Genomic DNA, 15687 nt, shown 5'->3' with positions numbered 1-15687 from the left:
CTCAGTGAAACCGCTTCCTTACAAGCGTTCGCCCTATTTTAAAGCCAGTTCTTAGTGCACGGAGCTTGGTAGGGGTTGGCCTTCTTCTGTAATAAATAGGTACTTCACCAATGCGATAACCCTTCTTGGCGATCTCTACTAGCATGCTAACCTCAAGCTCGAATCCGACGGCATCCAGCTTTAAGCCTCTGGCCACTTCCCCCCTAAACCCCCAGTAACCGGTACAGGGGTCGCTTATCCTTGTTCTGTATAAGAGATCGGCCAGTAAAGCAAGCAGAAGGTTTCCTACCATATTCAACCTTGTCATCGCTCCTTCTTCCCTCTGCCCCTTGATCCGTGACCCCAGCACCACATCGTATTTTCCCTCCAAGAGCTTAAGCATTAGAGGGATATAGGTAGCGGGATAGGTGAAGTCGGCATCTATCATGAATACGTAGTCCCCACTAACCGATTCAAAGGCTGTCCTCATCGCCCTGCCTTTCCCCCTGCGTGGTTCCGTTATAACCCGCGCTCCCTTTGCTTCGGCGATCTCCCTGGTCTTATCGGTGCTCCCATTATCAACCACTATGATCTCAGCCCGATAGCCCTTCCTTTCCAGCCCCTCCATAGGAACTTCATCGATGACCTTCCCGATCGTGTCCTCCTCATTCAGTGCGGGGAAGATTATGGAGACCTCTTTCATCGCACTTCCTCTCATGCCAAGGGTAACTGTCTTTTACATAATAGACAGCTAAGCTAGCTATAGCCATGATACCATAAACCTTTCCTGTTAGCTAGATTAGTATAAGGATAACCTATAGGCATTGCCACCTGCCCAGGTCTTTGATTGTCATAGTATTACCTTGCTTCGTATCAACTCCCCCCTAACTGTAAAGAGCATACTAGACACTCTGCAACAGGCATACATGTGCTTGTTACTGCTTAAGCGCTATAATGGGCGAAAAGAGCCAAGCCAGGCGGATTTGGAGGAGGGCAGGCATTAATGGCCAAGACTAAAACAAGAGAAGCTTAATATATACTGAGACTGGTCGGGAGAGTCAATATGTCTACCTTTTTGACAGGCGTTTTGAAGCACGTGACGGCCAAGCCTACACTCGTGGTTTGAACAGGAAGTCATTGACATAGCACTTAGTGTAAACATCGCTCAAGAACGGCTCTTGATGAACTTCATATGAAAATTCCACGTACGGACGCCATTGACCACCGTAAAGGAAAAAAGCCTCGTATCCAAATCCGAGGACCTTCTCAATCACGATGTCCATCGCAAAGTTAAGGTGTCTTTGCTCTATCTCTACAAGCATCAATGGTTTTTCACGAGCTATTGTTATTTCTGCGCCTTTTATCACCTCGAGCTCATGGCCCTCTACATCAATCTTAATAAATGCAACATTAGAGAAATTATAACTGTCCAAAGTACGTACTGGTACGAGTATAGTCCTATGCTCCCCTACGACATTGCTAAATGTTGCAAGACCATGTTGAAGTCTACCCTTAGCAACAGATATATGCAGTTCATTAAATCCCTCTGCAGAGGACAGAGCGACATCGTGAACAGTAATGTTTTTTGCACGAAAAGCCTTTATTTCAGCAGTGCAATCCACAAGAGGCTCGAATACCTCCACTCTTTGAAACAGCTTCGAAAGTTTATAGCTCCATATGCCGAAATTTGCCCCCACATCAATGGCTGTCTGTCCCGTGCCAATCAAATCTTGTAGCATAAAGAGTTCCTCTTCTATTTTTCCAAATACACGGTGATAACCATATCTGGCAGGGAGGCGGAACCGTTTTGGTAATAGTTTGGATAATGTCCGAAGCAACGACTTTGGTATTAGTTCTAATAATGTCCGAAGCAACGACCGTATTTTCACTTTAACCTTCTGATAGCCAGAAATCCTAAAGTTGCCACAGTAAAACATTTCATATAATATGCTTGCGTTAGTCTACTCCTTTTGAATGTAGAATAGATTATTGGCTAATCTAATGTCAAGAATCTCCGTAGATTGCATTTTGTAGCGTATTTTTATGTTTACCCCCAACCGCCAAATCCCTTTTTAAAAGTTCCCCAGAACGACAGCTTTCAACCCAGTGGCGGCTTACGAAATTTCAGGCTATCACTTAAGCGCACAGACCTCGTATACCGCTGCACCATTTCCAATGATTCCCACCGGTCCAGGTCTTTGATAGTCATGGTGTTACCTTGCTTTGATCAACTCCCACCCAACTATAAAAAGCATACTAGGCACTTTGTAACAGGCATATATGTGCTTTTATTGCCCAGCCAGGCAGATTTATGGCGGGAGAACTATCCTATCGCTTCACCAGATTTCCGCATCACACAAACATCACACCCACACCACGGATACTGTAAAAAATGCCGACAATCTCTATAACGAGCATGGTCGAAAGCCCAAGTAGTAAGTGCCTGATTCGGCAAAAGGATTTCCGCAACAAAGACTGCCTGGTTAGGTAAAAATTGAGAGGAAAAAGGCTTCAAACAAAGGTGATTTTATAGCTGGTGAGCCGTGCGGGTTTCGAACCCGCGACACCCTGATTAAAAGTTATTGAGGGGTATTTCCGTAGCTGGAGGAGCCTAAAATCCTGATTTTAACTCCCTAACTCGCTATTTCTTATACTCCTGGATTTCAACCAGTCAGGGACTCATCACTTAGACTCTCGACCATGCTTATTATAACATTGATATCATTTTCTGCAATATCTGCGATGTGGATGTGATGTATATGTGACTCTTTCTTCAGTTATCCTTCCACCCTCTCCAGCACCTCTTGTGTCCTGCGCAGCCAGTAGTCCACTACCCTTTTAACAAAGCAATCCTCGTTGGTTCCGCTTCTAATATCACACATCATCATGACTTAAACCCTACATGAGACTCTTCCCTGCTGGCTCTGCGGCTGGTTATTCCATAGTCTTTCCCCAGCGGGCGATGAAACGCTCTTTAACCTCAGGGTTCACAAAGCCATTGGGCCACTGACCTCTAAAGACGCGGGCCACCTCTTCGATGGGTCGCTGCATTAACTCCGACATTGAGGTATTGGACATTGCTCCCGTATGAGGGGTAATAATGATGTTGTCCAGTCCGAATAGCGGATTATTGGAATCGGGTGGCTCTTCCTCCATTACGTCGATTGCTGCTCCCTGGATAAAACCTTCGGTGAGAGCTGTATGAAGGGCAGCCTCATCCACCAGTCCACCACGTCCAGTGTTTATAAAGTACGCATTGGATTTCATCTCTTTGAACTGCTCCAAACCGAATAGGTGGTGAGTCTCCTCTGTATATGGCACATGAACGGAAATGAAATCCGAATTGGCGAGGAGTTGGTTCAAATCTACTAGCTCAGCCCCTTGCTCCTGGACCATGTCTGCTTGAATGTAGGGATCATAGGTGATTATTTTCATACCTAAAGCGTGTGCTTTCGATGCCAGCGCACGAGCGATACGACCGAAGCCTACCAGCCCCAGTGTCTGTCCCCGGATGTTGGAAAGCGGGAACACAATTCCCATAGCATCCCCTGTCCACTTGCCATTCCGCACAGCCTTATCGAGGCGAAATATCTTGCGATTGAGGGCGAGTATGAATGTAAGGGCTTGTTCAGATACCTCATCGATACAATAATCAGGAACATTGGCAACAATGATGCCACGCTCAGTAGCTGCCCCAACGTCAACATGGTCATGGCCAACAGAAAACTGGGCTATTATTTGGCACTTATCAAGTTCGTCGATGACCCGTTTGCTAAAGGGCTCTATTGCCCCCATCGCTGCATCAGCATCATGACAGGCATTTATGACTTCTTCTTCGGTGGCGCACTGTACTCTTATTATCTCGCCACCCAGACTCTCGGCAACTTCATCGTGGTAGGGAGTACTCAGAATCGGCATAGTGCAAACGATCTTAGGTCCCATGTCTCCCTCCAGTTTATGAATCGGTTATAAACTCGGCCCCAAGCTTGATAGCCTCTAGATCGATGGAAAGAAAACGCTCTCCCTTGGTTCCTGTATACCTGTCCTTAAGGGCTTTCTCAATCGCCTCGAGGGGCAGAGCTTTGGTTACCTCTAAGTATGCACCGAGCAGGATCAGGTTAGATACCATAGCTGCGCCTAACTCGAGGGCCATCTGTGTTGCCGGGATATAGTGCACCGTCACATCGTCCCGAGTAGTCCGCTCAGCAACAATTGAGCTGTCCACCAGCAATAGCCCCCCCGGTTTAACTTGTGCTTCGTGCAGCATCCAGGCTCCGGCCCCCATTAGGATGGCGGCCGAGGGATTCCTAGACGCAATAGAGGTGTTCTCTTTATTGGACAACGTCACTGTGCACTCGCATTCACCTCCGCGCATAGAAGGACCATAATTCGGATGGTAAGTCACATATCGATAGTGTGAGCTACCCGCTTGTGCCAAGACCTTGCCCATGGTGAGCAACCCCTGACCTCCAAGGCCGCTCATAAGAACCGAAAAGCGATTTGGATCCTTCTCTTGCACTGATCACCCCCGATTATCCGCGTTTGACACGGCCGACTCTGTTGATTTCCGGGTCGACCGTATACTCTATTTTGTCTACATTCTTAAACTCGCCGAGTGGGAACTCGCCGATGAGTTTCTCTTCTACGAAACTATTGGCAGCTAGCGGACTCAGGCCCCAGTTGGGGGGGCAGGCGCAGAGAATTTCCACTAAACTATAGCCCACTCCATCCATCTGTTTCTGGAAAGCGGTCTTGATCGCTTTCCTAGCCTTCTGGTAGTTGGCCGGCGTGTGCACGCTCACTCGAGACACATAGGCAGTGCCCAGCATGGTGGCAGCGATCTCGCTTAGGTGGAGAGGGAATCCAGTGCTTTGCACATCGCGGCCTTCAGGAGTCGTAGTAGTTCGCAACCCAATAAGCGAGGTGGGAGCAACTTGCCCTCCGGTCATGCCATATCCGGAGTTGTTAAGAAAGATGGTCGTTATGGGATCGGAGCGCATCATAACGTTAACCATATGTCCGGCGCCAATAGCACCCAAAGAGCCGTCGCCTCCGATATTGAAACAAATCGCCTGAGGCAGCACGCGCTTGACACCTGCCGCTACTGCAGTGGAACGTCCGTGAAGGCAGTGGAGACCATCAACGGCCAAGCCGACCATTAATACTCCGCTGCACCCAATGTCCAGGCAGGCAATAGCTTTACCCTGGATGTCGAGTTCATCGATAACCTCGCCGAGAGCCCGCCAAACTAAAGACTCATGACAGCCCGGACAGAATTTGAACGGCATGAAATCCAATTGCACTGCCTTGGGCTTGCCTACGACTTGTTGCTTTATCACTGCTCCTTTTCCCATTATGCGCACCTCCTGACATTGCCGATACGATCGAATGCTATTACCCCTCTCACAATTTAGCCACGCTTTCCATTTGTTTTATCTCCTCGACTATCCTCTCTGGATAGATGATTCCCGAACTATCGCGCCTATGGGTACCCCAAATACCAAGTAAGTGAACCGGCACCTTTCCTTGGAGAGCACATTCCACGTCCTCGACCAGAAGACCAGAGCTGTGTTCCACCACTAGTACACGACGGGCTCGGGAGCCCAACTCGCGGAGCATATTCGTTGGGAAGGGCCAAAGGGTTATTGGTCTCAGCAGTCCCACTTTCAGGCCCTCTTCTCGAGCAAGGTCCACCGCTCCTTTTGCCATTCGAGAAACGTAGCCGTATGCTACCAGGATCACTTCAGCATCATCCGCGCAATAAGCTTCATACTTTATTTCGTTTTCGGCGATCTCCTGATATTTTTCGTTCATGTCCTGATGATAACCTACATAATCCCACATGTGCTGGTGGATTCTCTGGCGCACCCCTCCACGCGCATCTAGCCCCCTAATGACCCAGTCCTTATCAGGAAGTGCGCCGAAATCCCTGGTTTTTAGATCTACTAGTTCGCAGGATTGACCTATGGTGGCATCGGTGAGAACATAAACCGTCATCTGGTACCTATCGGCGAGCCATAAAGCCAGCTGTACCAGATCACAGCATTCCTGGCTTGATGACGGGGCGAGTACAATACAACGATACCCGCCGTGCCCGCCTCCTTTGGTAACTTGCCGATAGTCGGTCTGTGATGTCTGTGCCATTCCGCTGCCCGGACCGAACCGGCAAACATCAACGATTACTGATGGCACCTTTAAATAAGCCATCAGGGAAACGGTCTCCTGCATCAAGCTTATGCCCGGGGAGGAGGTAGCAGACATTGTTCGAGTGCCGGTCATGGACGAGCCATAGACCATGCTTACAGCAGCGATCTCATCCTCAGTTTGGAGGAATACACCACCCACCTTAGGCAGTTCAGTTGCCAGAAATTCCAGGATCTCGCTTTGCGGGGTTATCGGATAGCCAAAGAAAGCCTTGCACTCTCCAAGAATCGCTCCCCATCCGATTGCCTCATTTCCTGATAACAAACGCCTATCTGCCATAAGACTCTTCCTCCTTAGCTGCCTTGATGGATGTTCGCTTCACTTTCGACATACTTGTACACCTGGATGGCAAAATCAGGGCACATCCATCCACAGATGCCACAGGCGGAGCATTTCTCCGGCGCTGAGAACACTGCTACCGGGAAGCCTTTGGGCCCCAGGCGATTCTCAGGGATCGTAATGCACTTTTTGTTACAGAACTCGACGCAGAAGCCACATGCCTGGCACAGCGTCTCATCTATTACTATCTCTCCTTTGGCCACTTTCTCCTCCCGCTACATTAGACTCAGTTTCTTACTTATTACTTTTATATGTCTCTACTGTCTCCAGGAAGATGTCTATCTGGATTTTCGTTTGAGTCTCTGAGTATGTTCGTATATCCACGATGTCACTCCCTATGAACAGGGTCCTTAATTTGGCATATTTCTGAACAGCGTGCTGGTAGTATATCTGCCCCATGCTGGTAGCCCGGCACGACATGACACCATGCATTACCAGCCCATCGATATTAAACTCAGGTATCAGATCCAAGATGTGTTGCACCCAGAAATCACCACATCCCCTATGAGCTTGTTCCCATCGGTATGTAAAGCGTTCGAAGCTTCGCAACGCCATTAGCTCAATAGGATCGTTAATGTTGTCCGGGATGATAAAAGGATCTGGTGGGGGGTAAGCCAATTGAGCTGGAAATACTGCCCCCAGACTGCCGAAATAGCTGAAGATACCCATGCTATGCCAGGGGGGAAGCCCGCCAGCAAAGAGTAATCGATACCGCTCATTATCCACTACTCCTATTCCAGAGTCCACCCGGTCCTTAAGCTCTTGATAAAGCTCTTTATAGAAGTCCAGAGTGGCTTCCTCACCGATCATGAAATGGTGGGGTACGAAGATGTTGAAGTGATCTCGGGCCGACATGGGCGCGGGAATTGCCCTGCATAGCTGTTGAGCTTTCCACCACCAATGGCGCGCCTCCTCAGCACGATGGATGATGCTCATCAGCCGATCGTGATCCAGCCGGCATCCGGTTGTCTTCTCCAGAAATTTAACCAGTCCTCGGAGCTGCTCAGCCTGGTATTTGACATAGAAATCCTTGATTTCGTGCAAATCCCTATCAACGGGTGGTACGATGACATCAATACAATAGATGGGGACATCCATATAGTGATCCAGTGCTTGGTACCATTTAAAGCGCGTATCACATCCGATACTACTTCCCAAGAACATATCAGGCATCGGCATCCCCCCATCAGGTGTTTGGGGAGCTTCCCCCATCTCGGCACGGAGAGCATCGAAGCCAATTCCGGTGCGAGCATAGCCACAGATCAGATTCGAGTAGCCTTCCTCCTCGGCTTTCTCAAGAAACGGCTGGGCGGTACCCAGGGCAGCGCACAAGCCACCATAATTCTCAGTCCAAACTGGCACTATGTCCATAGCTGCCAATATTTCGTCATACTGGCTCATCACCATGCAATAAGCGACCTTCTGTCCTCGCTCCCTAGCCTGATAAGCCCGAAGGTACATAGACTCAACAAGAGGACGGACGTTTCGTGCGCTCTGGGTTCTTTTTTCCTTCTTTTTATCCGTGTTATCTACCATATATGTCACCTAGCCAAGCGTCTCGACAAAGGCCTGAAATCGCGTTCTGAGCTGGCCCTTGGTAAGTAGAGTATATTCCTCCTCAAGGTGCAATACCGGGAAGCCTTCCCGATTGAGATACGCTTTAAGACCAGGGGCTTCCAGTGCATGGCCATCGCAAAACCGATACAAGTACAGAATGATCCCTCGAACATTGAACTCTCGTGCAAAGTCTACGAGATATAGGAAGCGCTCTTCAGCCTTGCCGGGACGGAACGTGCGGGGACAACGCATATCATCGACATAATGAGCGGCCAGACTTTCCATGGCATTCTCTTGTGGCTTCACTAGTTCCCAGAAGGAACGTGAACCGGTGCAGAGATCATCCATTACCACCGCAGCACCGCATTCCTCGATGAGCTCTATGATTGCAGGGTCATCGACCTCTCCACCATAGATCAGCACACGTGGCTTCTTTTTGCGGGGTTTACTTTCGCGGGTCTGGATCTCATGTATCACCTGAAGTAGCAACTCGTTGAATTCCCCCGCTGGAAGTCCTCTCCCTGCTGCCAGTACTCGGGCGATCTCCGTACCTGAAATCAGCGGAGGATCTGCTTTGCGGTACTGGTATATCTCCCGGAGTAGGGCTCGAGCACGATTATGGGTGTCAATGGCCTCTTTCAGCGCGTCATCGGTAACTTTCCTACCTACGAGTTGCTCCAAGCTTTTCTTGAAGAGCTTCAGTTCTTGTTCCAAGAAGTGGCAGGAGGAAGGCCCTACCATGTGAGGCACCTCGATGAAATAGGTGTAATCCAATGGCCTATGTAACTTCCATATGTCAAGGATGCGCCACATGGCGTCACATGTATGCGGTACTACCAGGCCATGTAGAAAATCGTACTCGCCACGAATAGCCAGATCGAAAGCACTACGGACGTATGAGCAAACACAAGTCTCCAGATAGGCATCTGCTTCTTTAACAGGCTCGTCTATTCGTCCGCCTATCCGGTACGGGACCAAGTCTGAAGCTGTCATGAGTTCCACAGGGGTATAGCAGCAGAAGTACCCGATGACCTTTTTGCCTTTGGCTGCCATCACACGGGCATAACCCATACGGTCCTGACATAATTCCCAGGCACGCTCCAGCCCTCGGCTAGAGATAGTCATCTAGATGACCTCCTCCTCTCTAAGCTTAACGATGTCCTCCCAGGAATACCCCAATTCAAGCAGCACTTCTTCGGTATGCTGACCCAATTCAGGAGCAGGCATTCTCACCGATAAAGGCGTCTCGCTCATATGTATAGGAAAGCCCACCATGTTCACTTTGCCCAGTGCGGGGTGATCATGCTCAGTGATATAGTCATTGGCAGTGACCTGAGGGTCATTGATGAGGTCGGAAATGGAATTTACGCGACAGAATAGCAACTCTGCTTGTTGGAGAACCTCGACCCACTCGTCACTGGGCTTTGAGGCAAAGCGCGATTCCAGGATTGGCACCAGCTCTTTGCTGTTGATAGCCCGCCGAACCAGGTTTTCGAATCGGGGGTCGTTCTCCAGTTTCTCCAGCTCCATCGCCTTGCAGAAATCCGCCCAATATCTGTCTGATTGAAGAAGGCCTAATGCTATCCACTTACCGTCGGAGCACTTGTAGTGACAATACACTGGATTCCATACCTGCGATTTAGCTTGCCGAGGCATCTCCCATCCTGCTAGAAGGCTCGTGTTGATGCTAAGGCACTGAAGCCATATCATACTGCCAAGCAGTGACGCGTTGACTTCCTGTCCCACACCAAGACGATCGCGGGCAAATAACGCCGCCAAGATCCCGTACGCCAGCATAATGGCCCCCATCTGATCAGCGATGGGACTGGCAGCCAGCAACGGTGGCATATCAGGCTCACCTACGGCCGACATGAAACCGGAGCGTGCTTGGCCCATGTAATCGTAGCCGCGCCGGTTACTCTCAGGTCCTTCAGGCCCCCAGGGCGAAGCTGTAGCATAGACAAGGCGTGGATTAATACCGGAAAGCGTTTGATAGTCAAGGCCCCACCGGGCAGCAACTCCCTGACGGAAGTTCTGGACAAAGACATCGGCCTGCTTTACCAACTGGTACATTATTTCACGGCCCTTGTCCTTCCTTACATCCAGCGTGATGCCTCGTTTATTGCGGTTATGCGCTTCGATATAGGCATGGCGGCCCTCGGCGAGATTGAACGAATTCCCACCCGTACCGATGATTCCCCGACCGGGGTCGCCACCTTCACGATTTTCGATTTTAATCACATCAGCTCCTAGGTCTCCCAACATCATACTGGCCACCGGCCCCTGCTGCCATGCGGACCAATCTACGACTCTGATTCCTTCTAGCGGCATCATGATATGACCTCCTATGTACATGCCTCATTTGGAGTGTATATCGTCTTCAAGCTGTAGGATTGCTTGATCAACGCCATAACCGGATAGCTACGTTTTTCTTTGGTTATGGCTGACGGTTCCCTGCCCCATTACGCTTTGAACAAGTCTCGTATCCTCTTACCCACGGCTCGGACCTCCTGAACCAGGGAATCCGGTTCCTCTTTCCCCGGCTCCTCCCACGGCTTGCCCAGCCCCAGGTCACCAGCAACGATTTTGTAGCAATTGTAAGATTCCGATGAGGCAGCCCACCCCCCAGGAGACCAAGCTGATCCTGTAGCATAAAGATTCTTTATAGGAGTTCTGTGGTTGGCCAACTCAGGGGTAGGCCTGTTGGCATCACGCTGGTAAAGCGAACAATCAAGAACGGCCATGTTCCCGTTGGGCCCGAGGTTCTTCATCCGCAAGGCGTCGTAGGGACTGTTAGTGTCCACGCCGATGATATTGTCCCAGGTCATATTGGGCGCATGCCTCTGCCAGACGGCAAGCAGGTCCTGAAGATACTTCCTCTTTATTTCCAGCCATTGCCTCTCGGTATAGGTAGGGGCGGGTAGGCCGAGCTGTTCGCTGTGGGCAACATGCATCCCCGCAGGTGCATAGGCAGGGTCAACCAGACTGTTGCACGTAATAGCAGGGCAGTAGTCCTCTAGCGGAGGAAACCTGCCTAGTTTCTGATAGTGGCACTCCCTGGCTATATGTTCTGGGTCAGCGTCCTCTGCCAGCCCGAGCCAGAAGGTCTCTTTTATATCAGTATTAAAGGCTGCCGCCTCATACTTAGGAGCCTCACGCAAAGCAAAGGAGTACCACATTAAGCACAGGAAGCCGCTTTCCAAAGCCTCCACACGACGCACAGTCCGGTCGTCCAGATACTCTCTGCCTATCAAATCGAAGCAAAGTTGGGCTGGGTTTAAGGTGCTCACCACCAGCTTCCTGGCTGCAATCCGAGAACCATCGGCGAGGCGGATGCCTGTGGCGGTTCCGTTCTCTATGATAACCTTGTCTACCTGGCAATGGGTAAAGAACTTGCACCCACTCTGCACCAATATCTGATGGGCAGCATGAGCTATCTGGTGAGTCCCTCCCCGGGCAAAGCCGATGGTCGGCAGATTGGCTGTCCAACTGAACATCTCTGCCCCGACTCCGGTCTCACTGACATCCCTTTGTGTAAGTACGAATCGCATAATGCAATACTGCAACTCCTTGCTTTCAAAGAATTCCTTTGCGCAACGCAGATAGCTGGCTGCCAGGACCAGGGAGTCAGGTTCAAAGCCAGCTTCTACAAGTTTTGGGTATACAGCCATTTGCCGTTCCAGCACCTCAGGGGCGCTACGCATCTCAGCGGGGCTGAACAGACTGTCTACGACCACCCTCTTCGCCTCGTCACTCTGCAATAACTCCCAGCACTTGAGCCACTTTTCGGCGTCCCTCGGCGAGAACCGGGCGATTTCCCTGGCAGTCCTCTCCTGCGTTGGATCGTGCTTTTCGCTGTAGATAGTCAGGCAGGTGTTGTTGTTTTTGAAAACGGCACCTTCGGCAACAAGATACTGGTCGCTCTGGGCCCCATACTCCCAGAATTTAGGAAAATCACGATAGAGCGGCGCGTAGTAGAGAGGGGTGATTATGGTAGCATGGGTATTGCCACGAAAACCTGGTGCCGAGGTCTCCTCAGTAGCCAGGCAGCCGCCAACCTCATGCCTCCTCTCAAATATACCAACGCTCATGCCACCGTACTTGATCAGATACATGGCAAGGAATAGAGCCTTAGTCCCCCCTCCAATTATTACCGCATCATACGTTGCATCGGGCACCACTACCTCCTTTCAAGAAATTTAGTATCTTTAGGCAATGACCAGCCTTTGGAAAGCAAGCGTTAAAATCGAATTACACTGCGTATTACCTCTCCCTTTTCAAAAGCCTGAAAGGCCTCATTGATATGGTCCAGGCTGTAGTTCCGGGTGATCAGCTTATCAATGGGGAGCTTCCCTGTCATGAACAAATCGACATACTTGGGCACATCCACCGGCGGACGTATGTTCCCCTGGAGAGTTCCGGTGATGGTTTTCCCTATGAGGAATTCAAAGGGGGCAATAGAAATCACTTTGTCTATAGGAGCCATTCCGGCTACGACGCAGGTCCCTGCGTTGTGAATCGAGGCCAAGGCCTGGGCCACAACATCTACATTTCCGATACACTCAACTGAATAGTCCGCTCCCCCTCCGGTTATCTCCATAACACGCTGTGGCGGGTCCTCCTGCGATGCATTGATAACGTAGTCGGCCCCAAGCTCTTTGGCCTTTTCCAGTTTCCGGTCCAGCGTATCCACAGCTATGAGCTTCCCGGCTCCAGCCAGCTTGGCCCCCATCACGGCACTTAGTCCCACACCGCCGCAGCCGTAGATAACTATGCTTTCGCCGGGCCTTAGCTTTGCCCTGTTGAGCACACAGCCTATGCCGGTGGTGGTACCGCAACTCAAAAGGCACACTACCTCCAGAGGAGCATCCTCTCTGACCTTTATCGCGGTGCGCTCGTGAACCACAGCATACTCGGCAAAGGAGGACTGGCAAAAGAAGTGGTTCAGCTCTTGGTTGCCCTTACGCAAACGCTTGGCTCCGCTGGGCAGCGTACCCATCAAGTTGTACACTATCCATTGGCTGCAGCACATGCCGGGCCGCCCCTCAACACAGAAGCGGCATTTCCCGCATGACCAGGCCGCCATAAGCACCACATGGTCACCAGGCTGGAGTGTGGTTACGCCAGGGCCCACCTTTTCCACAATTCCGGCTCCCTCGTGCCCCAATACGACAGGCATGATACAGGGCGCGTCGCCGTGGATATAGTGAACATCAGAGTAGCACAATCCCGTAGCTACCATTTTGACCAGTACTTCCTGGTCACCTGGCTCATCCAGACTCACCTCTTCTACACGGAAGGGGCTATTCACTTCATATAGTACCGCCGCTTTCATGACACCCTCCTCACTTCTTGCTTTATGCTTCTTCGGAAAAACACCCCGGCAATGCAGGTGGCCAGTGTTGTACACAGTTATGTCAAGTACTACCTCTACATCTTTGTGGGAGCATCAGCATCAGCGGTTATCACCCCCTCCACCAGCATGTCAGCTATCTCATCGTCGGAAAAACCCAGGATCTCTTTATAGACATAATCGTTGTGCTGACCCAGACATGGCGCCGGCCTTTTTATATCACAGGGGGTTTGTGAAAGGCGATAAGCCGGGGCATGATAAGAATGGGGACCAATTTCAAGATGGTCAAGCACTCGAAAATGCTGACGGTGCTTTAGTTGCGGGTCATTGAGGAGGTCTTCACCTGTCTGTACCACCCCCGCCGGCACCCCGGCATCCTGCATCATAGTCATCACCTGCTCCGGCGCGTAGTCCTTAGTCCACTCGCCGATGAGCCTGTCTAGCTCGTCTTCGTTCTCCTTCCGGCTGAGGATGGTGGCGAACCTGGGGTCCCTAGTCCAGTCGGGATGGCCTATTACCGGGCAAAAGCATTGCCACTGTTCTTCGTTAGCTACGGCAATGGCCACCCAGCGGTCTGCGCCGCGGCAGGGATAAACGCCGTGAGGGGACATGTAGCGGTCACGGTTTCCCATGCGGGTGACGGCGTGCTCATTGACCGTGTAGTCCAGCAGATGGGGCGCTATAAAGCTCAGTCCTGCCTCGAACTGTGACTGCTCGATGTACATTCCCTTCCCCGTCTGATGCCGCCGTAAAAGAGCTCCGATTACGGCTATGATTAAATACCACGGGGCGATGTAATCGCAGTAGGGGGTGAAGGGCAGGGTCGGCTCGCTGTCCGGCCAGCCGGTGGCAGTGCAAAGGCCGAGTAAAGCGTTGGCGTGGTGCCCAAACCCCTTAAAGCCACTGTGCGGGCCGTATTGTCCCTGCTGGGTGGTGCTGAAGTAGATGACTCCTGGATTTATCTTGCGGCAGCTTTCATAGTCCAGCCCCAACTTGGCCATCGTTCCCACGGCCATGCTGTCAGCGATGATATCAGCCCATGCCACCAGCCTCCTGGCCACCTCCTTGCTCTTGGGGTTATTCAGGTCCAGGCTGATCCCGTATTTGTTGGTGTTGTATGCTGTGTACATAGCGCTGCGGTTGATGCCGGGCTTGCCATCCTTGAAGGGGCCACTCGTTCTCAGCGAATCAAGACGTCGATGGCTCTCCACCCGAATCACCGTGGCTCCATGCTCAGCAAGCTCGCGACCTACCTGAGGCCCAACCGCAGCCCAGGCGAAATCAAACACTTTTATGCCCTCGAATACCTGCCTTGTCATTCTTCTCTCCTACATCCAGAGTTATTCTTAGAGTGTCAAATTATGTTTCGGGCCTTCATAATGGCCATCTGTTCTCTGGAGAATCCCAGCTCCTTTCCGTACACTTCCTCGTTGTGCTCGCCTGCGAGTGGGGCGCGACACTGGATTCTCCAGGGAGCCTTTTCCATCCTCACCGGGGCTCCAGGATAGGCTATGGTTTCCCCCAGCTCTGGGTGGTCTACCTCCTCCCAGAATCCCCTGGCCTGGAGATGGGGGTTCCTGCCTATGTCCTCAGTGATGGCGCAGGGAGCGAGCTTGATGCCCCTCTTGATCGCCTCCTCAAACAGCTCATCTTTAGTCTTGGTCATAAGGAACTCGATGATGGCCTTATATTGCGGGTCCAATTCCTGCTGTGCCATGGTCGATCCGTCCCACTGCCTGAAGTCATAGCCCTTAAGCTCCAGGGCCATCCCTTCCTCGTTGGCCCAGTCCAATAGAGCCTGGGAGGACTGGATCAGACCAGCGGCCCCACCAACGTAATAGATCACCACATGCCCGTCCTTGCAGGGAAAGACGAAGCGCAGGAAGAGCAGGCCATAGGGCTCCGGCCTGGGGTTTATGAAGAACTGTCCCGTACCGATGACGTTGACCTTCATCAGATCGTACACTTCGGCAGCGGTCATAGTGCTCAATGACACCGCCTCCTGCATGGAAACATCGACGTGCTGCCCCTCCCCGGTAAGCACACGGTGGTAGTGGGCCACCATCGAGCCCAGGGCGGCGTGGACGCTAGCCTGGAAATAGGCCTGTGGGTCACAGCTCATGCGCACGGGCGGGCGGCCCAATTCGCCCAGAATGCGTACCAGGCCTCCCATGGCACAGCCGACAAGATCGGTGCTCTGGTAGCGAGCATACGGACCAGTCTGGCCAAAGGGAGTTATGGAGGTCACAATTATG

At 51.4% G+C, this 15687-nt stretch carries 14 protein-coding genes; all 14 read right to left on the bottom strand.

Going from position 1 to position 15687, the window contains the following annotated elements; translation table 11 throughout:
• Window position 1: 1 nt before the first annotated feature.
• Window positions 2–682, bottom strand: coding sequence for a glycosyltransferase family 2 protein (locus tag VMX96_08920; protein HUU64017.1), 681 nt, complete (start codon window positions 680–682; stop codon window positions 2–4).
• Window positions 683–1088: 406 nt separating this feature from the next.
• A complete protein-coding gene (locus VMX96_08915; protein HUU64016.1) occupies window positions 1089–1718 on the bottom strand; it encodes an FkbM family methyltransferase in 630 nt (209 codons plus the stop codon).
• Between the two features lie 1195 nt (window positions 1719–2913).
• Window positions 2914–3921, bottom strand: a complete 1008-nt coding sequence (locus VMX96_08910; GenBank protein HUU64015.1) for a C-terminal binding protein — start codon at window positions 3919–3921, stop codon at window positions 2914–2916.
• Between the two features lie 13 nt (window positions 3922–3934).
• The gene (locus VMX96_08905; GenBank protein HUU64014.1) at window positions 3935–4462 is read right to left on the bottom strand and encodes a 2-oxoacid:acceptor oxidoreductase family protein; all 528 of its coding nucleotides are present in this window, start codon (window positions 4460–4462) and stop codon (window positions 3935–3937) included.
• Between the two features lie 49 nt (window positions 4463–4511).
• Window positions 4512–5333: a thiamine pyrophosphate-dependent enzyme gene (locus VMX96_08900; protein HUU64013.1), complete on the bottom strand. Its 822-nt coding sequence runs from the start codon at window positions 5331–5333 to the stop codon at window positions 4512–4514.
• 49 nt (window positions 5334–5382) lie between these two features.
• Entirely contained in the window at window positions 5383–6462 is a 1080-nt protein-coding gene (vorB, locus tag VMX96_08895) for a 3-methyl-2-oxobutanoate dehydrogenase subunit VorB (GenBank protein ID HUU64012.1), read from the bottom strand.
• Between the two features lie 14 nt (window positions 6463–6476).
• A complete protein-coding gene (locus tag VMX96_08890) occupies window positions 6477–6725 on the bottom strand; it encodes a ferredoxin family protein (GenBank protein ID HUU64011.1) in 249 nt (82 codons plus the stop codon).
• Window positions 6726–6756: 31 nt separating this feature from the next.
• Window positions 6757–8058, bottom strand: a complete 1302-nt coding sequence (locus tag VMX96_08885; protein ID HUU64010.1) for a 2-hydroxyacyl-CoA dehydratase family protein — start codon at window positions 8056–8058, stop codon at window positions 6757–6759.
• Window positions 8059–8067: 9 nt separating this feature from the next.
• A complete protein-coding gene (locus tag VMX96_08880) occupies window positions 8068–9204 on the bottom strand; it encodes a 2-hydroxyacyl-CoA dehydratase family protein (protein HUU64009.1) in 1137 nt (378 codons plus the stop codon).
• Window positions 9205–10413, bottom strand: coding sequence for a CoA transferase (locus tag VMX96_08875; GenBank protein ID HUU64008.1), 1209 nt, complete (start codon window positions 10411–10413; stop codon window positions 9205–9207).
• A gap of 128 nt (window positions 10414–10541) precedes the next feature.
• Window positions 10542–12257, bottom strand: coding sequence for an NAD(P)/FAD-dependent oxidoreductase (locus VMX96_08870; protein HUU64007.1), 1716 nt, complete (start codon window positions 12255–12257; stop codon window positions 10542–10544).
• Between the two features lie 62 nt (window positions 12258–12319).
• A complete protein-coding gene (locus VMX96_08865; protein HUU64006.1) occupies window positions 12320–13414 on the bottom strand; it encodes a Zn-dependent alcohol dehydrogenase in 1095 nt (364 codons plus the stop codon).
• Window positions 13415–13509: 95 nt separating this feature from the next.
• Complete coding sequence (locus tag VMX96_08860; GenBank protein HUU64005.1) at window positions 13510–14751, bottom strand: CoA transferase; 1242 nt, start codon at window positions 14749–14751, stop codon at window positions 13510–13512.
• A gap of 35 nt (window positions 14752–14786) precedes the next feature.
• Window positions 14787–15687: CoA transferase (locus VMX96_08855; GenBank protein ID HUU64004.1), on the bottom strand; the 901-nt coding region annotated here is incomplete at its 5' end.

This window comes from Dehalococcoidia bacterium (assembly GCA_035528575.1).
Classification (GTDB): Bacteria; Chloroflexota; Dehalococcoidia; order E44-bin15; family E44-bin15; genus DATKYK01.
This window is presented reverse-complemented; position numbering and strand designations above follow the sequence as displayed.